Raw genomic sequence first — 18,291 nt, forward strand, 5'->3', positions numbered from 1 at the left:
CTTAGCGTTTTTAATTTTGACTGTGATTTAAAGACATGGCAACTGTTGACCTTTTTGCAATTGGTAATGCATTAATTGACCAAGAATTTCAAGTCTCGGATGACTTTCTCATTCAACATAGCTTGCAAAAAGGTACTATGCAATTAACCGATGGTGAAACACAAGCAAATTTATACAACAACTTAATTAAAACACAAAGACATAAAGGCCAAGCTTCGGGTGGTTCTGCCGCAAATACCACCGTTGCATTTAGTGCTTTAGGTGGTCAAGCCTTCTATGCCTGCCGTGTTGGTAACGATGAATTGGGTGATATTTACCTCAAAGGCTTAAATGAAGCAGGTATTCACACCACAACCAAATCGGTCAGTGAAGGCGTTACAGGGACTTGTATGGTACTTGTGAGTGATGACTCTGAACGTACCATGCACACTTACTTGGGCATTACCGCAGAACTTTCTGCTACACAAATTGATTTTGAGCCACTTAAAACAGCAAAATGGCTTTATATCGAAGGTTATTTATCTACTAGTGATACTGCACGTGCTGCGGTAAAACAAGCGCGTGAAATTGCCAAAGCCAATCAGGTTAAAATTGCACTGACTTTATCTGATCCTGCCATGGTGCAATATGCGCGTGAAGGTTTGGATGAGTTACTAGATGATGGTGTGGATTTGATCTTCTGTAACCAGCAAGAAGCCATGATGTACACAGGAACGGAAACGGCTGAAGCGGCATTAGAACAACTAAAACAAAAAAGCAAATACATTGTCATTACATTGAGCGCACAAGGTGCCCTAATTTATGATGGCAACAACGCTTTTTCTGTACCAGGTCGTCAAGTCACTGCTGTTGATGCCAACGGTGCGGGTGATGCCTTTGCAGGTTCATTCCTGTATGCACTCAATGCAGGCTTAGGTTTCCAAACTGCAGCTCAACTTGCCATTCTGATTTCAAGTGAAGTGGTTTCTCAATTCGGCCCTCGTCTTGCGGTAGAAGATTACGCTAAACTTTTGCATAGCATTCAAAAGGAATCTGCATAATGAATAAAATTTGTATGATGGAAGACATTCCTGAGCGTGAAGCACGTGCCTACGAAACGCCAAATGGTGACACAATTTTTATCACCCAACGTGATGGCATGTATTACGCTTACCAAAACGTCTGCCCACACCTACAAGTGGAATTAGAATTTTTAGAAAACCAGTTCTTAGACCGCGACCAAGAATATATCGAATGCTCAACGCATGGTGCATTGTTTATGGTTGAAACAGGTGAATGTATTTCTGGCCCTTGTTTAGGTCAATCACTTGAAAAAGTCGAGATCAGCGTTCATTCAGATGGTGGGATTTACTTGATCAACGACTAACTTTTTTGCAACTTTCAGAAAGAAGCGAAAAGTTCCAAATCTTAGCTCTATACAAAACTAGATCATTTATCTATGCTCTCTAAGCAGAGCTAGATCAATGATCTGTGTCTAAATAGCATCACCTATAAATATTTCAACACGTGAGTTTAGCGCATGCATGAGTTTTTATCTGATTTGAACTTAATGCCCTTTCACCTCAGCCTAGTTGTTTTATTGCTACTCAGCACTGTCGAAACGATTGGTTATTACTTTAATTTTCGTCCAAGTCAGTTGCTCAAACGTGCATTTTCACAACGAATTACAGAATCGCCACTTTTAGATGTTAAATTTTCTAAAGTACTGATTTTTGTTTTTTTACTGATGAATTTCAGTGTTGCAGGATATTTTTTACAGTTTTTGATTTACTCACAACAACAACATTTCGTTCCTGCTTATTACATTATTATTCCAGCGTTTATTATTGCCATCTTTTTTACAGTCTTCATGATTCACTGTTTAGACCAAGTGATTAAGCCCAAATATAGCGTGCGCCAAGTCGATTTACTCGGACGTTTAGCCACAATTTCCAGTGGTAATGCCCGTCCTGGTTTTTCTGCACAAGCACGTGTACGTGATGAGTTTGGGCAACTGCATTATGTGCAGGTTGAACCTGAATTTGGTGAACTTGAATTTCAAGCTCAAATTATTATTGTGCGCAAAAAAAGATCTCACTATCTTGCCAAAAAAATTTCGGCATCAAATAACCTATTTAGCAATCAATAAGTTATTTTTTAAGATTTAAAACCAATCTTGCTGACCTAAGAAAGTTAAAATTTTTCACTCAAACTCAACACAATCTGTTTGTTTATAAACGATACATTTCATGTGATCTGAACAATATTTACACAAAATCATTATGAAAAAATGCTGTTTACCCTAGACTAAGCCAAAGACAAAGCACCACTACATTGTAGGGAAATAAAAAAATATGCGGAATCGTCATTAAACTTTAACAAAAGAATGAGAATAATTATTAGCTGATAATATCTCTAATTTATTGCTATTTTTAGATTGATTTTTATTCATAGCAATTTAGTCAGATTTGCTTTTTTAAAATATAAGTATTTTAGTCAGATTTTGAATTATTAATTACAAGTGTTTCTGTCAAGTTTAAAAAATATTACTTTCCTCCATTTATTCTCTGCAACACCCAAAAACAAACTATTGATTTATAATAAGTTAACAATATATTTTCATTTTAACTGTGCCAGCTATTTTTTTTTGTATGTTTTTGTTTAATAATATAAAACACAGTTTAAAAAATAGGCTTATAAAAGTGAGCTTAGTTCCTAAAGATTTAAATAGAAAAGTAGTTCGTGAACTCACGGTCATTTTAATAATTAAGGTCGTGCTGTTAATGGTCATCAAAAATATTTGGTTTGATGCCCCAACTATTCCTCAAAATTTTGATTCACAAGTTGCTGAGCGTATTGCTGGCAGTCCTTCCTCAATCAAGGAGACACGTTGATGATTTCTGAAAGCGTGGTCGATCTCTCGCGGTTCCAATTCGCAATGACCGCGATGTATCACTTTATTTTTGTTCCACTGACTTTAGGTCTGGCTTTTATTCTTGCCATTATGGAAACCACGTATGTGATTTCTGGTAAAGAAATTTATAAAGACATGACCAAATTCTGGGGAAAACTCTTCGGTATTAACTTTGCCTTAGGGGTAACCACTGGTTTAACCATGGAGTTCCAGTTTGGTACAAACTGGGCGTATTACTCACACTACGTGGGTGATATCTTTGGTGCACCACTCGCAATTGAAGGTTTAATGGCCTTCTTCTTAGAATCGACCTTCATTGGTTTATTCTTCTTTGGATGGGATCGCCTCTCCAAAGTGCAGCACTTATGTGTAACGTGGCTGGTTGCGCTTGGTTCTAATATGTCCGCTCTCTGGATTTTAGTTGCCAACGGCTGGATGCAGAACCCAGTGGGTTCTACCTTTAACTACGAAACCATGCGTATGGAATTGGTTGACTTCGGGGCGTTAATTTTTAACCCTGTTGCGCAAGTTAAATTCGTACACACTGTTTCTGCAGGTTATGTAACGGGTGCTATTTTCGTTTTAGCGATTTCAAGTTATTACTTATTGAAAAAGCAAGACTTGCCATTTGCGCGTCGTTCATTCGCTATTGCAGCAATTTTCGGTTTAGCTTCTACTTTATCTGTAATTCTACTTGGTGATGAATCAGGTTATGAATTAGGTGATGTTCAAAAAACCAAACTCGCAGCAATTGAAGCAGAATGGGATACTCACCCTGCTCCTGCAGCGTTCACTTTATTTGGTATTCCAAACGAAGAAACGCAAACGACAGATTACGCAGTTAAAATTCCTTATGTCATGGGGATTATTGCAACGCGTTCTATCACCGAAGAAGTGACTGGTATTAAAGACCTGATCGCAAACCACGAAGTTCGTATTCGTAACGGTATGGTTGCTTATCAACAACTTGAGCAATTACGTGCGGGCGACCAATCTCCTGAACTTAAAGCTGCATTTGAGCAAACTCAAACCGATTTGGGTTATGGTTTATTGTTGAAAAAATACACGCCAAACGTAGTAGATGCGACTGACGAACAAATTAAAATGGCTGCTGCGGATACTATTCCACACGTACCAAGTTTGTTCTGGGCATTCCGTGCCATGGTAGCTTCTGGTTTCTTAATGCTGTTGTTATTCGCACTTGCAACTTTTGCAGTGGCTAAACGCAACGCAGAAAGCAAACCTTGGTTATTAAAATTTGCGTTATTCTCATTACCATTACCTTGGATTGCAGCGCAAACAGGTTGGTATGTAGCAGAAGTTGGTCGTCAACCATGGACAATTGGTGAAGTACTTCCAACACACTTGTCTGCATCTTCACTCAGCACTGGCGACGTATGGGGCTCAATCATTGCATTGGCAGCGTTCTATACCGTTTTGCTGATTATTGAAATGTACTTGATGATCAAATTCTCACGTCTAGGCCCAAGCTCGCTTCATACTGGTAAATACCACTTCGAGAAAATTGAAGCTGCGAAAAAAGCCAATGAGGAGGCTTAAGCATGATCGAATATGAATTACTCAAAATCATTTGGTGGGTGTTAGTGGGTGTATTACTCATTGGCTTTGCCCTCACCGATGGCTTCGACATGGGCTCAATGGCGATCATGCCATTTGTAGGTAAAAATGACGAAGAACGCCGTGCTGCAATCAACACGATTGCACCGCACTGGGATGGTAACCAGGTTTGGTTCATTACAGCGGGTGGCGCGTTATTTGCTGCTTGGCCAATGGTATATGCAACAGCATTCTCAGGCATGTATTGGGCACTACTCTTAGTTCTGTTTGCCCTATTCCTGCGCCCAGTTGGTTTTGACTACCGCTCAAAACTTGAAAACACCAAATGGCGTACATCTTGGGACTGGGGTTTGGCTGTAGGTGGTGCAGTTCCTGCATTAGTGTTCGGTGTTGCGTTTGGTAATATGTTCCTTGGCGTACCATTTACCCTAGACGAAACTGTACGTTCAACATATACAGGCAGCTTCTTTGCATTATTAAACCCATTCGCTTTAGTGTGTGGTTTAGTCAGCTTGTCTATGCTTTGCGCGCATGGTGGTGCATGGTTAATGCTGCGTACCGATGGTGACTTACGTGCACGCTCTGCAAAAGCAACGCAAATCATGGGCATTGTGTTCCTTGTGTGTTTCTTGGGTGCAGGCGCATGGCTATACTTCGGTGGTATCGAAGGTTATACCCTAGTCACTCCATACGACACGAACGGCGTAGCAAACCCATTGGCTAAAGAAGTTTTAACCAATGCAAACCCAGGTTGGATGAACAACTACTCAGCGTACCCTATTACCATGATTGCACCAATTATGGGCATCTTGGGCGGTATTTTGATTATTCTTGCAGCAGGTAAAAACAAAGCTGGTTTAAGTTTCACAGGTTCATCTTTAGCGGTGATCGGTGCGATTTTAACTGCAGGTTTTGCATTGTTCCCATTCTTAATGCCATCAAGCCTCAACCCAGTTGCAAGCTTGACCATGTGGGATGCGGTATCAAGTAAAAACACATTAACTGTAATGACTGTTGCAGCATGTATCTTCGTACCAATTATTTTGCTATACACCACTTGGTGTTACTACAAAATGTGGGGCGTTATCACCAACAAGCACATTAAAGAGAATTCACACAGCCTTTACTAAGGCTGTGTCTAAGGAGAATAAATTATGTGGTACTTTGCATGGATTCTCGGTATTCTGATGGCATGCTTTGCAGGTGTCTTGAGTGCCCTGTATATTGAATCTCATCAAGACCTTGACGAGGAATAATTAGATGACAGACACTGCAGTGAACGCTGAAACAACAGTTCAAAAACCGAACAAGATTGCGATGGTTATTTCATGTTTATTGGCATTCCCACTCGCAGCTGTACTGCTTCTTCATCCAGCAGCAATGCTGGATGCCAACGGTGAATATAGCCACCGTGCCATGATGTTTATTATGATTGGTATTTCAGGTGGCTTTGTACACGGTGTTGGTTTTATTCCACGCTTTTGGTTTTGGAAATGGTTATTTAGCCCATTTGTGGCTTGGCCATTGATGATTTGGGGTTATTACACTTGGTTTCTTTAATGAGGTGTAAATAAATTCCTTGAAAAGAGCGCAATATGCGCTCTTTTTTATTGGCTTAATATTTAGGAGCCGCAGATCATTCCTCTGCATCTTCACCATATAAAACAGCGTATAAAATTTTGAAACTTACAATCTAAAAGAAGAACTAAGCTCAAAACTCAGGCAGAAAAAAGCCAAACACTACGGTTTGGCTTTTTTCACAACATATTTTCGCACTTGGCAATGATTATGCACCTTGCTTAAAGCATATTGTTATTTCGGCTCAATGGGTGCAAACGGTGCAACCACATCGGCATTCTGCGCACGATGACGCATGAAATGATCCATCAATACAATCGCAAGCATAGCTTCTGCAATTGGCGTTGCACGCACACCTACGCAAGGATCATGGCGTCCTTTGGTCAGTACATCCGTATCTTCACGGTTTAAATTAATGGTTTTACCAGGTGTAGTAATACTGGCTGTTGGTTTTAAAGCAATCGCAACACGAATATCTTGACCACTAGAAATACCGCCTAAAATACCGCCTGCATGGTTCGCCAAAAAGCCGTCAGTGGTCAGTTCGTCACGGGTTTCATGCCCAAACTGCGCTGCCACTGCAAAACCATCTCCAATTTCAACGCCTTTCACAGCATTGATAGACATCATGGCATGGGCAATATCGGCATCTAAACGATCAAAAACAGGTTCCCCCCAACCCACAGGAACTTTTTCAGCCACAATTTCCAGTTTTGCACCACAGCTTGTACCCTGTTCACGCAAAGACGTTACCAAAGCTTCAAAACGTGGTACAGCATCGGCATCGCCACAGAAAAATGGATTGTTTGGTACTTCGTTCCAATCTAGCTTTTCAGCTTTTTCTGTACCAATTTGAGTGACGTGACCACGAATCACAATTCCAAATTTTTCGAACAGGTATTTTTTTGCAATTGCACCTGCTGCAACGCGCATTGCTGTTTCACGTGCGCTTGAACGTCCACCACCACGATAATCGCGGAAACCATACTTTTGCGTATAGGTATAATCTGCATGCCCAGGGCGGAAAGTCTGTGCAATATTACCGTAGTCTTTCGATTTTTGGTCAGTATTACGAATCAGTAAACCAATTGAAGTTCCAGTGGTTTTACCTTCAAAGACACCTGAAATAATTTCAACTTCATCGGGTTCTTTACGCTGTGTCGCAAACTTAGACGTACCCGGTTTACGGCGATCCAAATCTTTTTGTAAATCTTCTGCAGACAGTTCAATCCCCGGTGGCACGCCATCGACAATCGCCATCAGACCTACGCCATGAGATTCACCACAAGTCGTTACACGGAAAAGTTGCCCTATACTATTACCTGCCACGTCCAACGACTCCTTATGCTTGAACAGATTGAATAAATAAATCGCGATATTGACGGCATTGTGCTGCAGTCAATGCAAAAATACCTGAACCACCTTTTTGGAATTTTAACCAGTGCAAATCAACCGTGTTGAAATTCTGTTTCATCGCCCATTCAGAATTACCTACTTCAATCACAATCAGACCATCTTCAGTTAAGTAATCTGCCGCCTGCGCCAACATTTTACGGACTAAATCTAAGCCGTCTTGCCCTGCTGCCAATGCCAATTCTGGCTCATGATGGAATTCTTCAGGTAAATCTGCCATATCTTCCGCATCAACATACGGCGGGTTAGATACGATTAAATCATACTGATTTTCGGCTGGGATTTTGGCGAATAAATCAGACTCAAGCAACGCCACTTGGTATTGTTTGTTGTGATGTTCACAGTTAATTTGTGCGACTTCCAAAGCATCTTTTGAAATGTCAGTTGCATCGACTTCAGCATCTGGAAAAGCATAAGCCAAAGCAATCGCAATACAACCTGAACCCGTGCACATATCCAAAATACGTTGTGGGGTTTTAGGCGCAGCATTGGCTGGTAAATTGTTATCTGCTTCGCGCATTTGACCTTCTTCATCTAGGCAATATGGCGCAAAACGATTTTCAATTAGCTCGGCAATAGGTGAACGTGGAATTAGAACACGCTCATCGACATAAAATAGTTTTCCGAAGAAATACGCCAAGTTTAATAAGTAAGAAGTTGGTACTTTTTCATTGATACGACGTTCGAGCAAGCTTAAAAATTCAGCTGCTTCGCTCGGCAATAATTTTGCATCTAAAATTTCAGCGTCTGCATTCCAGTCTAAAGACAAAGTTTGTAACACCAATGCAGAACTTTCTGCAAAATAATCTTCTGTACCTTGACCTAAATGTGCATCGTATTGACGTAGTGCTGTAACCCCAAAGCGAATAAAATCACGAATGGTTGATAGGTTTTCAGCAGCTTCCTGCAAATGTTCAGGGCTAATTGTCGGTCGATCCACTTAAGGCGCTCCAAGGTCAAATTTTAAAACGCCTTATGATACCTTGTTTTGCTCGGTTTTATAATGTTTAAGCAGTTTCCAAGTAATTTATTTACTATGGTTTTACTTATTTGATTCCCACAAACTGACCTTGATAATAATCAGCGCGCTCTGCTGTTTGCAGCAAAACACATTGTGCACGTTGTAATGCGGCAAAATCGCTTTGAGTCGATAAATAACAGCGTTGTTTTACACGGTTTTCCCAAAGTTGATGCTGTTGTTGAATATTACTGGCATTGCCTGCGCTGCGTTTTACATAGGCTTTATAGTGTTTTTTGAGTCGTTTGGTTTGTGCTTTTTGCTCAGTTTTAATACATTTTTGCGATTGGGAAATTTTGCCATAACTATTGTTCATACATTGCGTATAGCCTTGTGAAACGCCATTCGCCCAAACTTGAGCTGTACCCAAAGTCAGCATCCCCAATAGTGTAAATATCCAAACTTTCATATTTTCCCCTGAGCGCAGTCTGTTTTTAAAGCGCGGTAAATTTTCAATATTTTATAATTTTACAAAACCCAAATTGCTGCATTGATGCTACAAGATTCAGGTTAAAAAGCATATAGTCAATCCCCTGCTTTTTATGATTCAGTCTATGATAAATGCACAACAATCATTGAAAAATGTGACAATATCCCAATAATTGAATTACTCATTTTATAGATGAAACTTTCAGCCTTATGAGCTACAAACACAATAATTTGATGGCCATGCGCCAAAGCTATTGGAACGACAACCACTCCGAAGCAGTCTTGATTGAAAAACAATTTTTTCAGCAAATTTTGATTGAAAACGGCATTTTTGAAAATTCGTCATTAGATGATGCCAAATATCTATTTTTTAGTTTGCCCAGCGTGATTATTGTTAAGGGATATGCGCATGGTTTTTTACACGATTCTGTAAAATTGATGATTCTCAAATTTATCCAAGACAACAAAGCGCAATTGATGAAAAAAGCCGAAACCAAAGTGCAATATCGGATGTAAAAGTACTTTTAAGCCGTTTTTCATACTTTTTTCACGAGGAAACTCGTCGTTCAGCAAGTTGAACTTTTTTAATACGTTAAGACGCGCTAATATCCGTTACAATCTAATTTTCCTGCGTATTGCTGATTTAAGGATTGATTTTAATGTCAGATCAGAACGATAAGCTTAAACAACTCAAGACTTCCTCTATGGATCGACGCTTATCCATCGCAAAGGCATCTTTACTTGCAGGAACACGATGGGCAGCCTCGAATGCCACCTCTATGTTTTCAAGCGAAGAAGAAAAAGAACGTAAACGAAAAAAAGCCATGAAAGAACAAGCCGATTACTTGGTGGCTGAAATTGGCAAACTCAAAGGCTCTATCGTGAAGATTGGGCAAATGATGGCGCTGTACGGCGAACATTTTTTACCTGAAGAAATTACGCAAGCACTCAACACGCTGAATAACCAGACTGTCGCATTGGCATGGCCTGCGATTAAACAGCAATTACAGGCACAGTTAGGTGCCAAACTTGATGATCTCACCATTGATCATGAGCCATTAGGTACAGCCTCTTTGGCTCAAGTTCACCGCGCGACCCGCAAGTCGGATGGTTTGGAGTTGGTATTAAAAATCCAATATCCAGGCGTAGCAGATGCGATTGACTCAGACATGAGCCTATTTAGAAATATGCTCAAATTGACACGCATGGTGCCGCAAACCCGTGAATTTGATCAGTGGTTTGATGAAGTGCGTGAAATGATGCATCGTGAAGTCAACTATCAAATTGAAGCGGAAACGACACGTCGTTTTGCTGCCCGTTTAAAAGATGATCCGCGCTACATTGTGCCGCAAATTGTGGATGAATACTGTAGCGACCAAGTGCTGTGTATGACCTTTGAACGTGGCGTACCGATTAACAGCCCTGTCATGCTCTCATTACCTCAAGAACGCCGTAACCAATTAGGCGAAGCCTCTTTAGAAATTGCTGTGCGTGAAGTATTTGAATGGGGCGAAATGCAGACTGACCCGAACTTTGGCAACTACTTAGTTCGCTTAGGTAATGGTGAAGATATTCACGATAAAATTGTACTGCTCGACTTTGGTGCTATTCGTCAATTTGATCAACACTTGCTGACTGTGGCGCGTAATTTGATCAAGGCGGGTTATTACCACGACCCACAAATGATGGTGAATGCCATGACGGGTTATGAGTTTTTTGACAGCATCCCTGAAAGCATTAAACCTGACATGGCAAAAGTGTTTCTATTGGCAACCGAAGCCTTTAGTCACTTAGACAATAACCGCGATTTACCTGCAGGCGTGATGGATGAACAATCGCGCTATGACTGGAAAAAAAGTCAGCTGCATAGCCGTGTCATGCAACAAGCATCTAAATCGATGGCTTCGCGTTACTTTAGTGTGCCGCCTAAAGAATTTATGTTTATTAGCCGTAAATTTATTGGTGCCTACACCTTTATGACCGTGATTGATGCGAAAACCAATGTCCGCAAAATGATTCAAAAGTTTATTTAAGTCCCAACTTTTATTTCTTTGATCAAAGCTGTTATATAGACCTAAATGATTGTTGCCCACTCGATGCAATTGTCATTTAGGTCAATTTATTTTAAAAGCGTAGATTTCTATAAAATTAATAATCTATAAAAATCCACATATTAGTCCAGTTATAAGAAAATTTTTACCGTTTATCTTTGACAATTCTGCATGTCAGCAATGACATAGTTTTTTTATAGTCTGCATGTCAGCATAAAAAACAAGCATTCTCTGTGTAGGACAACACAATCATGAGTCAAATGATAAACAAAGCCCAAGGATTCGGCTTAGCGCTACTCACTAAAATGGCATCGAGTGATCTGCTCGATCAATTCAAATTACGCAAATGGGTTGAACAATCTCTATATCACTCAGCCAAAGCAGGTTTTAAAACCTTTGAAACCACTCAAAAAAAATTTAAAAGCACACAAAAATTACCGCAACAACGACTGACACGTCAATCCAAAGATTTATTTGATTTGTCATTGAGTGAAGAACAGCAAATGCTGGTCGATGCCATGCAGCAATTTGCTACAGAAGTGATCTATCCATTGGCACATCAGGCAGATCATGATGCGAAATTCCCACAAGTATTATGGCAATACAGCACAGATTTAGGTTTGAACACCTATGCTCTGCCCGAAGCTTTAGGCGGTGTTGCCACTGAACACAATATTGTCAGCCATATTTTAATTTCCGAACAATTGGCACGTGGCGACTTTGGCTTAACCGCAGGATTACTTTCCACATTTGGCGTAATGAATGCCATAACTCGCTGGGGTTCAGAACAGGTTCAAAATCAGTATTTATCTGCGTTTTCCGAAACAGACGCGAACCATCCAACGCCACTTCAAGCCACTTTTGCGATTCAGGAAAATACTGCTGCGTTTAATCCGTATCAGCTAAAAACCAAAGCGACTTTGCAAAATGGACAGTACCTAATTACAGGTGAAAAAACGCTGGTGATTTTGGCCGAAACAGCAGATTTATTTTTGGTTAGTGCAGAGCTAAATGGTCAAGCCGATGTGTTCATTGTGCAACGTGATGCTTCTATTCAATTTAAAGCAGCGCCTGCAATGGGCTTAAAAGCCTGCGAAACCGCGACTTTAAAGTTTAATCAGACACCTGCAGCACGTTTAGGCACAGATGATTTTGATTACAGCGCATTTTTAGATTTAGGTAATCTCATGTGGTGCGCCATGGCAGTTGGTTGCTGTGAAGCAGTGAAAAGTTATTGTATTCGTTATGCCAATGAGCGCACTGCATTTGGCGAACCGATTTCACATCGTCAAAGTGTGGCTTTTATGATTGCAGATATGGCCATTGAAATTGAAGCCATGCGTATGCTGTTGCTGAATGCAGCAAGTCTTGCCGAATCGGGTAAGAATTTTCATCGTGAAGCATATTTAGCACGTCTGCTCTGTGCAGAAAAATCTATGCAAATTGCCACCAATGGTATGCAAATTTTAGGTGGTCATGGCTTTACCAAAGAACATCCTGTAGAGCGTTGGTATCGTGATTTACGTGCAACTGCAATTATGCATTCAGGCTTGCATGCCTAATCTCACACCATCAATAAACGATAGCCAGCTAGAAAAATAAGGAATACACCCATGAATTTACAAAATCCAAAAAAATTCAAAATGTTGGTCGATCAGGCACATGAAGTTGCTTTAAATGTATTACGTCCCATTTCAAGAAAATATGATAAAGCCGAACACGCCTACCCGAAAGAATTAGACATGCTTGCAGCCTTGGTTGATGGCATGAACCAAGCAGGCGATGGCATGAATGCAGGTGCAGCAGTCAACAAACGTGGTGACACATCTACAGGTAACAAAAATGGCGTAAATATGTCTACCGCACTGAGTATTGTCGAAATGTGTTATGGCGATACAGGTTTATTACTCAGTATGCCACGCCAAGGTTTAGGTAATTCTGCGATTGCTGCGGTGGCCAATGAAGAACAATTACAACGCTTTAATGGTGTTTGGGCAGCCATGGCAATTACCGAACCCAACTGTGGTTCTGACTCTGCGGCTATTCGTACCACTGCCACCAAAGTAGACAATGAATATATTTTAAATGGTGAAAAGATTTTTGTGACCTCTGGTGACCGCGCCGATGCCGTTGTTGTGTGGGCAACCTTAGACAAAAAACTGGGACGTGCTGCGATCAAATCCTTTGTTGTGACTAAGGGCACACCTGGCATGACCGTGGAACGCTTAGAATATAAATTAGGGATTAAAGCCTCGGACACAGCAACAATTCGATTTGAAAATTGCCGTGTTCCTGCGAGCAACCTTTTAGGCAATACAGAAATTGATGTTGCCAAAGGGTTTGCAGGTGTGATGGAAACCTTTGATAACACTCGCCCTTTGGTGGCAGCTATGGCCGTTGGTTGTGCCAAAGCCGCTTTAGAGCGGATTAAGGAAATTTTTAAAGACCAATTAGATGCAAATTATGCCACGCCCTATTTACAGTGTTCACATATCGCAGCACAGACTTATCGGATGGAAGCAGAATGGGAAGCCGCACGTTTATTGATGCTCAAAGCAGCATGGATGGCAGACAATAAACAGCCTAACTCACGCGAAGCTTCTATTTCCAAAGCCAAAGCTGGTCGCGTGTGTAATGAAATCACGCTCAGGTGTGTCGAGTTAGCTGCATCGGTGGGTTATAACGAAGATGAGTTATTGGAAAAATGGGCACGTGATTCGAAAATTTTAGATATTTTTGAAGGTACGCAACAGATTCAGCTATTGATTATTGCCCGTCGTGAATTAGGTAAAAGTTCGAGTGAGCTCAAGTGATTTTATGATTTAAGGCATATAGTAAAGTAAGATAAAAGACAGATTTTCATAGAAATATTGCTATAAATTTCTGTCTTTTTCGATATAAATTAATCTTCAGGTGAAAAAATTGCGATATATCTTGCTAAAACCTCATCCAAAACATCTGCGTGCGAGGATTCTAAAAACCGCGCGTGTCTAGCTTCAAAATCTAAAGCTCTAGATTGATCACAACGCACAATACCTGTAGTTTTCCCACCAATAAGCTCTACAGCGAAACCCATATTTCGTGCAAAGTTTCCACCAGAAGTAATAGGCAAAACAATCGGCATTTTAGTAATAAGATTAAATGACTTAGGTGAAATAACAAATACAGGTCGCTTACCTTGTTGTTCATGTCCAAGTGTTGGATCTAATGAAATCAAATAAATATCGCCTTGATTCATTAGATTTCTTCTCGCCCAACTGCTTTTACATCATGCCACGCATCTGGCTCTAATGCTAAAGCTTGATGCTCTTGCAGCAAGTCAGCCAATTTATAAGATGGCTTCGCTTTAGGTTCGACCACTAACTTACCATTCACAATGCTCAGAGAAACTTCCTTTCCCGCATCTAAACCTAAACTTTTTAATAATGTAGGCGGTACGGCAAGCATGACCGAACCACCTACTTTTCTCAAGTTTGTATGAATCATACCCACCTCAATATTATATAAATATATAACTTTATTATGCGCCAAAATGAGATGAAGTCAATTCATAGTAAGATGAGTGAAAATAGACATCTGGTATACATCTCAATCTTTCCTTTGAAAGATATATACAAAAGAAATATCAAAATGAATATTAAAAAATAATCTTAATAATTCAATCAATTATCCACCACACCAAATTTCTTAAAAATTCGTGCACGGCGTTTAGGCTGAATATTGGCTTTGTTTAAATTGCCTTGATAATGTTCAAATACACGTTTATCCATAATTTTAAACCACAAAGGTGGAATCATGGCAGGCAGCAACATGCTGGCATAACCGCTTGGTAATTCAGGCGCTTCATCAAAATGTCGCAAAGCCTGAAATGGTCGGGTTGGATAAGCATGATGATCGGAATGACGTTGTAATTGATACAAAAACAAATTGGTCACAATATTGTTATTATTCCAGCTGTGTTCAGGCATAGTGCGCTCATATTTGCCATGCGCATCTTTTTGTCTAAGCAAGCCATAATGTTCTATATAATTAATTATTTCAAACAGGCTAATGCCATAAAAAGCCTGTGTCGCCAAATACGGAATGATCCCAGTACCAAAACGCGCCAACAATGCAGCATGAAATGCCGCACTCATGCCCCAGCCTTGTAATAATTCATTGTCTTTCGACCAAAAACTTTTGCCTTTACGTTTTAAACGCTGAGTTTCAATTTGCAGTGCAGACTTAAACGAACCTTTTACCGTGCGGGGCCAAAACTCATAAAATGTTTCTCCCATACGTGAAGATGCAGGGTCTTCAGGTGTCGCAGCACGTTTATGATGCCCATACGGATGCTCAACCCGAAAATGGTTATATCCTGTTGGTGCTAAAGCCAAATGTGACAGTAAGTGATCTATTTTTGAAGATTTATGGCTGAGTTCATGCGCAGTATTGACAGCAATACCATTCACCATCCCCATGGAAATACCCAGAAAAATTTTATCGACTAACGAGGTTTGTGGCCGTCCAACCAAATAAGCTGCATAAATATTGGCGGCATATTGCAAAGGAATAAAACTTTTCACCAAACGCGAATAATACCGATCTTCCTCAAGTCGTTTCACATCTTCATTGCTTGGGTTATTGGCATCTTGACCAATTAAAGTATCAATTGTTGGAATAATCACATGCAATAATAAAGGGCCACCTAGAGCAAAAACTTTTTTCGCAGGCTTCGGAGCGAATTGATAACCCGCCAAAATCCCCATCCCCAATACAGGTAAAAATGGGCTGATCAACCATAAATAACGCTTTTTATCGAGTTGAGCCGCGCTTTTATAAGGAACATCCTGTTCCATCTCTTTAAGCAAATGAAGTGGTGCGTTCATCTTATTTTCCTCCTTCTACGCTGTTCTACCTATATATTTGAGGAAAGACACGAGAATGAACAGTTGCAGACGTCCAAAAAAGCTATGCAAAAGTCTTTGGCGCAAAAATGCGCTATATTGTCCTGAAATCACAGGTTTATTTTTTATAATGATTTATGCTTAAAATATGGATGCTTTAAGTAAAATTTTTGATGATATACATCTGCACCAATCAGAATATATCTATTTAAATCCTCAAGGAGATTGGTCATTTCAATATCGTGACCAAGGGGCAATGCTGGCTTATGTAGTACTACAAGGCTCGCTGCATATCCATTTATCTGCACAGACACACCTTCACATTGATGCAGGTGATATTGTCCTGATTCCATCGGGTTGCAGTCATTACGCAAGTGCAACTGCAGACACTCACTGGACAGAACACTTTGATATTTCGGATTTATTTCAAATTCAGTCACAGCAGTCAATAAATTTTGGCACGATAAATCACACACAAGCTGAAGACGCATTTATTTTGGTGATTCAATGCCACATGGACACCACCATGGCAAAACCGCTTTTAAGTGCCCTACCCGAATATCTGCATATTCCGCATATCATGTGCAGCACAGCGCCCGAGTGGTTACAAATTGGCTTGCAATTTTTAGCGGTGGAAAGTCATCAAATCCGACCGGGACGGGATAAAATATTAGATCACTTGGTCAGTATTTTACTGATTGAATGTGTGCGTGATTATATTTTTCAGCTTGATGACTCAAATAACTGGCTCGGCGCTTTGGCACATCCTGAACTTTCCAATGCGCTCGCAGCTATTCATGGTCAACCCGAAAAAGCATGGACGGTAGAAAGTTTGGCAGAACAATGTTGCATGTCACGTTCTAAATTTGCCAATTTGTTTAATCAGGTGATTGGTGAGCCGCCTTTGGCATACTTACAACAACATCGGCTACGCTTGGCATCGCATTATTTACAGCAAGGACAATTGTCGATTCAACAAATTGCCCATCGTGTCGGTTATTCTTCCGAAACCGCCTTTAGCCAAACTTTTAAAAAGCAATTCGAGCTAACACCTAGCCAGTATCGGCAGCAGTTCCAAAACAACAATGCAATCACGAAATGAACAGTTTAACGATCTAAAATCGCCAAAATTGCTTGTGCAGGGTCTTCGCTGTTATCGGACAATAATTGCTTATGCATAGTGATATGCTGCATCACCTGAATTTGTGCTGTTTCGATATCAATTAACTTTTCAATTTCTACTGCTAAACGCTCAGGTGTTGCATCCTCCTGAATTAACTCCTGAATCACCTTTTTACCTGCAATAATATTTGGCAATGAATAATAAGGAATTTTCACCAACAGTTTCGCAATCCAATACGTGATCCGATTCAGCTTATAAAACGTAACCATTGGACGATGTAATAGCATTGCTTCTAGCGTCGCCGTGCCTGAAGCTAGTGCAATTATATCGGACGCATTCATCACCTGACGTCCAATTTTAGATTCTGTGCCACGATTTTCCATCAATTGCACTTTGTCTTGTAATGCACTCGGATAAGACTGTAATAACGCTTCAACTTGTTGTTTACGTGCATCATTAATTGCAGGAATTAGAAACTTAAACTGCGGATATTTTTGCGTCAAAATATAAGCCGCATCTAAAACTAACGGCCCTAAACGCTCAATTTCACCACGTCGGCTACCGGGCAAGAGTGCAATATATTGTTGCTGTTGGTCTAAACCCAATTCGAGCTTTGCTGCAGCAATTGGATTTTCCAACGGCAATTGACTCGCCAAAGGATGTCCGACAAAGGCTGCAGGCACATCCCATTTTTTAAAAAAGGCTTTTTCAAACGGAAATAAACACAGCACCAAATCTATACTGGCTTTAATGCCATGCACTCGACCTTGTCGCCATGCCCATACCGAAGGGCTGACATATTGTACAGTTTTAATTGGCAAGTTTTTCTGTTTTAAACTTTTGGCAAGACGTAAATTAAAATCAGGCGCATCAACCCCGACAAAGACATCAACTGGATCTTGAGTCCATTTTTCGACCAAACCATCTCGTACTGCAAAGAGTTTTTTCAAATCTTTCAGTACTTCAACAATGCCCATTACCGATAAAATATCCATCGGATAATAACTTTTAAACCCTTCCGCAATCATTTGCGGACCACCAATGCCTTCAAACTCTGCATCAATGCCTTGCTCACGAAAACGTCGCATGAGTTGTGCCCCTAAAGTATCACCCGATACTTCTCCCACAACGATACCTATTTTAAGTTTCCGATTTTGCAAGCGTTTTGTCCTCTAAATTTTAATGGATATGAATTTTCGCATTTTAGCATAGCCACTGTATTTTGTAAGAAACAGAAAGTAAGCCGTGGCTTGAATCTGCGATCTTTTGCACTGATTTTCCACATTGACTATATCTGTTTTAAGAATAAGTAAATCATTAAT

At 40.3% G+C, this 18,291-nt stretch carries 20 protein-coding genes; 13 read left to right on the top strand and 7 right to left on the bottom strand.

What is annotated here, in order from left to right:
• Positions 1-35 precede the first annotated feature (35 nt).
• The 8 genes from FTU09_RS00620 (at position 36) to FTU09_RS00655 (ending at position 6,031) form a co-directional block, all read left to right on the top strand.
• Positions 36-1,040 carry an adenosine kinase gene (locus tag FTU09_RS00620; protein ID WP_004973415.1) on the top strand — a complete coding sequence of 335 codons (1,005 nt, stop codon included), beginning with the start codon at positions 36-38 and terminating at the stop codon, positions 1,038-1,040.
• Positions 1,041-1,054: 14 nt separating this feature from the next.
• On the top strand, positions 1,055-1,366 hold the full coding sequence (locus FTU09_RS00625; protein WP_179988655.1) for a Rieske 2Fe-2S domain-containing protein: 312 nt from the start codon (positions 1,055-1,057) through the stop codon (positions 1,364-1,366).
• A 153-nt stretch (positions 1,367-1,519) separates the two neighbouring features.
• Entirely contained in the window at positions 1,520-2,128 is a 609-nt protein-coding gene (locus FTU09_RS00630; RefSeq protein WP_096900848.1) for an OB-fold-containig protein, read from the top strand.
• Between the two features lie 553 nt (positions 2,129-2,681).
• Entirely contained in the window at positions 2,682-2,873 is a 192-nt protein-coding gene (gene cydP / locus FTU09_RS00635; protein WP_004973408.1) for a cytochrome oxidase putative small subunit CydP, read from the top strand.
• The gene (locus FTU09_RS00640; RefSeq protein ID WP_096900849.1) at positions 2,873-4,453 is read left to right on the top strand and encodes a cytochrome ubiquinol oxidase subunit I; all 1,581 of its coding nucleotides are present in this window, start codon (positions 2,873-2,875) and stop codon (positions 4,451-4,453) included. The genes cydP and FTU09_RS00640 overlap by 1 nt, the downstream gene beginning before the upstream one ends.
• A 2-nt stretch (positions 4,454-4,455) precedes the next feature.
• On the top strand, positions 4,456-5,601 hold the full coding sequence (cydB, locus tag FTU09_RS00645; RefSeq protein WP_004973405.1) for a cytochrome d ubiquinol oxidase subunit II: 1,146 nt from the start codon (positions 4,456-4,458) through the stop codon (positions 5,599-5,601).
• Positions 5,602-5,625: 24 nt separating this feature from the next.
• The gene (gene cydX / locus FTU09_RS00650) at positions 5,626-5,727 is read left to right on the top strand and encodes a cytochrome bd-I oxidase subunit CydX (RefSeq protein ID WP_004860610.1); all 102 of its coding nucleotides are present in this window, start codon (positions 5,626-5,628) and stop codon (positions 5,725-5,727) included.
• 4 nt (positions 5,728-5,731) lie between these two features.
• Complete coding sequence (locus FTU09_RS00655; protein WP_004973403.1) at positions 5,732-6,031, top strand: cyd operon YbgE family protein; 300 nt, start codon at positions 5,732-5,734, stop codon at positions 6,029-6,031.
• A 252-nt stretch (positions 6,032-6,283) separates the two neighbouring features.
• Here FTU09_RS00655 and aroC read toward each other — a convergent pair whose 3' ends face one another.
• The 3 genes from aroC to FTU09_RS00670 form a co-directional block, all read right to left on the bottom strand.
• Complete coding sequence (gene aroC, locus FTU09_RS00660) at positions 6,284-7,378, bottom strand: chorismate synthase (RefSeq protein WP_004973401.1); 1,095 nt, start codon at positions 7,376-7,378, stop codon at positions 6,284-6,286.
• A gap of 13 nt (positions 7,379-7,391) precedes the next feature.
• Entirely contained in the window at positions 7,392-8,402 is a 1,011-nt protein-coding gene (gene prmB / locus FTU09_RS00665; RefSeq protein WP_180079395.1) for a 50S ribosomal protein L3 N(5)-glutamine methyltransferase, read from the bottom strand.
• A 106-nt stretch (positions 8,403-8,508) separates the two neighbouring features.
• Positions 8,509-8,889, bottom strand: a complete 381-nt coding sequence (locus tag FTU09_RS00670) for a DUF1311 domain-containing protein (protein ID WP_004973395.1) — start codon at positions 8,887-8,889, stop codon at positions 8,509-8,511.
• A gap of 230 nt (positions 8,890-9,119) precedes the next feature.
• Between FTU09_RS00670 and FTU09_RS00675 the strand changes: the two genes are divergently transcribed.
• The 4 genes from FTU09_RS00675 to FTU09_RS00690 all read left to right on the top strand — a co-directional run bounded on the left by FTU09_RS00675 (position 9,120) and on the right by FTU09_RS00690 (position 13,773).
• Complete coding sequence (locus FTU09_RS00675; protein ID WP_154320717.1) at positions 9,120-9,425, top strand: hypothetical protein; 306 nt, start codon at positions 9,120-9,122, stop codon at positions 9,423-9,425.
• Positions 9,426-9,568: 143 nt separating this feature from the next.
• Positions 9,569-10,942: an AarF/ABC1/UbiB kinase family protein gene (locus FTU09_RS00680; protein ID WP_004973390.1), complete on the top strand. Its 1,374-nt coding sequence runs from the start codon at positions 9,569-9,571 to the stop codon at positions 10,940-10,942.
• Positions 10,943-11,211: 269 nt separating this feature from the next.
• Positions 11,212-12,522 (top strand): acyl-CoA dehydrogenase family protein, encoded by a 1,311-nt coding sequence (locus tag FTU09_RS00685; protein WP_180079396.1) that lies wholly within the window; start codon positions 11,212-11,214, stop codon positions 12,520-12,522.
• A 51-nt stretch (positions 12,523-12,573) separates the two neighbouring features.
• Positions 12,574-13,773, top strand: coding sequence for an acyl-CoA dehydrogenase family protein (locus FTU09_RS00690; RefSeq protein ID WP_154320715.1), 1,200 nt, complete (start codon positions 12,574-12,576; stop codon positions 13,771-13,773).
• Between the two features lie 89 nt (positions 13,774-13,862).
• On the opposite strand, the gene FTU09_RS00695 is transcribed toward FTU09_RS00690, so the two are convergent.
• The 3 genes from FTU09_RS00695 to FTU09_RS00705 form a co-directional block, all read right to left on the bottom strand.
• Positions 13,863-14,198: a type II toxin-antitoxin system PemK/MazF family toxin gene (locus tag FTU09_RS00695; protein ID WP_096900853.1), complete on the bottom strand. Its 336-nt coding sequence runs from the start codon at positions 14,196-14,198 to the stop codon at positions 13,863-13,865.
• A complete protein-coding gene (locus tag FTU09_RS00700) occupies positions 14,198-14,446 on the bottom strand; it encodes an AbrB/MazE/SpoVT family DNA-binding domain-containing protein (protein ID WP_178867413.1) in 249 nt (82 codons plus the stop codon). Before FTU09_RS00700 ends, FTU09_RS00695 begins: the two co-directional genes overlap by 1 nt.
• A 176-nt stretch (positions 14,447-14,622) precedes the next feature.
• A complete protein-coding gene (locus tag FTU09_RS00705; protein ID WP_004973378.1) occupies positions 14,623-15,828 on the bottom strand; it encodes an alkane 1-monooxygenase in 1,206 nt (401 codons plus the stop codon).
• A 166-nt stretch (positions 15,829-15,994) separates the two neighbouring features.
• Here FTU09_RS00705 and FTU09_RS00710 point away from each other — a divergent pair, with 166 nt between their 5' ends.
• Positions 15,995-16,948 (top strand): AraC family transcriptional regulator, encoded by a 954-nt coding sequence (locus FTU09_RS00710; protein ID WP_096900855.1) that lies wholly within the window; start codon positions 15,995-15,997, stop codon positions 16,946-16,948.
• Positions 16,949-16,953: 5 nt separating this feature from the next.
• On the opposite strand, the gene lpxB is transcribed toward FTU09_RS00710, so the two are convergent.
• A complete protein-coding gene (lpxB, locus tag FTU09_RS00715; RefSeq protein ID WP_096900856.1) occupies positions 16,954-18,129 on the bottom strand; it encodes a lipid-A-disaccharide synthase in 1,176 nt (391 codons plus the stop codon).
• Positions 18,130-18,291 lie beyond the last annotated feature (162 nt).

The sequence above is a fragment of the Acinetobacter sp. YH12058 genome (assembly GCF_013419805.1).
GTDB classification, from domain to species: Bacteria; Pseudomonadota; Gammaproteobacteria; order Pseudomonadales; family Moraxellaceae; genus Acinetobacter; species Acinetobacter towneri.

What these genes read in the sequence shown, in the direction of transcription:
- cydX (WP_004860610.1), top strand. Translation starts at nt 5,626, where the DNA reads ATGTGGTACTTTGCATGGATTCTCGGTATTCTGATGGCATGCTTTGCA.
- FTU09_RS00710 (WP_096900855.1), top strand. Translation starts at nt 15,995, where the DNA reads ATGGATGCTTTAAGTAAAATTTTTGATGATATACATCTGCACCAATCA.
- FTU09_RS00655 (WP_004973403.1), top strand. Translation starts at nt 5,732, where the DNA reads ATGACAGACACTGCAGTGAACGCTGAAACAACAGTTCAAAAACCGAAC.
- FTU09_RS00625 (WP_179988655.1), top strand. Translation starts at nt 1,055, where the DNA reads ATGATGGAAGACATTCCTGAGCGTGAAGCACGTGCCTACGAAACGCCA.
- FTU09_RS00670 (WP_004973395.1), bottom strand. Translation starts at nt 8,889, where the DNA reads ATGAAAGTTTGGATATTTACACTATTGGGGATGCTGACTTTGGGTACA.
- FTU09_RS00675 (WP_154320717.1), top strand. Translation starts at nt 9,120, where the DNA reads ATGAGCTACAAACACAATAATTTGATGGCCATGCGCCAAAGCTATTGG.
- FTU09_RS00705 (WP_004973378.1), bottom strand. Translation starts at nt 15,828, where the DNA reads ATGAACGCACCACTTCATTTGCTTAAAGAGATGGAACAGGATGTTCCT.
- FTU09_RS00700 (WP_178867413.1), bottom strand. Translation starts at nt 14,446, where the DNA reads ATGATTCATACAAACTTGAGAAAAGTAGGTGGTTCGGTCATGCTTGCC.
- FTU09_RS00680 (WP_004973390.1), top strand. Translation starts at nt 9,569, where the DNA reads ATGTCAGATCAGAACGATAAGCTTAAACAACTCAAGACTTCCTCTATG.
- FTU09_RS00630 (WP_096900848.1), top strand. Translation starts at nt 1,520, where the DNA reads ATGCATGAGTTTTTATCTGATTTGAACTTAATGCCCTTTCACCTCAGC.
- FTU09_RS00685 (WP_180079396.1), top strand. Translation starts at nt 11,212, where the DNA reads ATGAGTCAAATGATAAACAAAGCCCAAGGATTCGGCTTAGCGCTACTC.
- FTU09_RS00690 (WP_154320715.1), top strand. Translation starts at nt 12,574, where the DNA reads ATGAATTTACAAAATCCAAAAAAATTCAAAATGTTGGTCGATCAGGCA.
- FTU09_RS00620 (WP_004973415.1), top strand. Translation starts at nt 36, where the DNA reads ATGGCAACTGTTGACCTTTTTGCAATTGGTAATGCATTAATTGACCAA.
- FTU09_RS00695 (WP_096900853.1), bottom strand. Translation starts at nt 14,198, where the DNA reads ATGAATCAAGGCGATATTTATTTGATTTCATTAGATCCAACACTTGGA.
- FTU09_RS00640 (WP_096900849.1), top strand. Translation starts at nt 2,873, where the DNA reads ATGATTTCTGAAAGCGTGGTCGATCTCTCGCGGTTCCAATTCGCAATG.
- cydB (WP_004973405.1), top strand. Translation starts at nt 4,456, where the DNA reads ATGATCGAATATGAATTACTCAAAATCATTTGGTGGGTGTTAGTGGGT.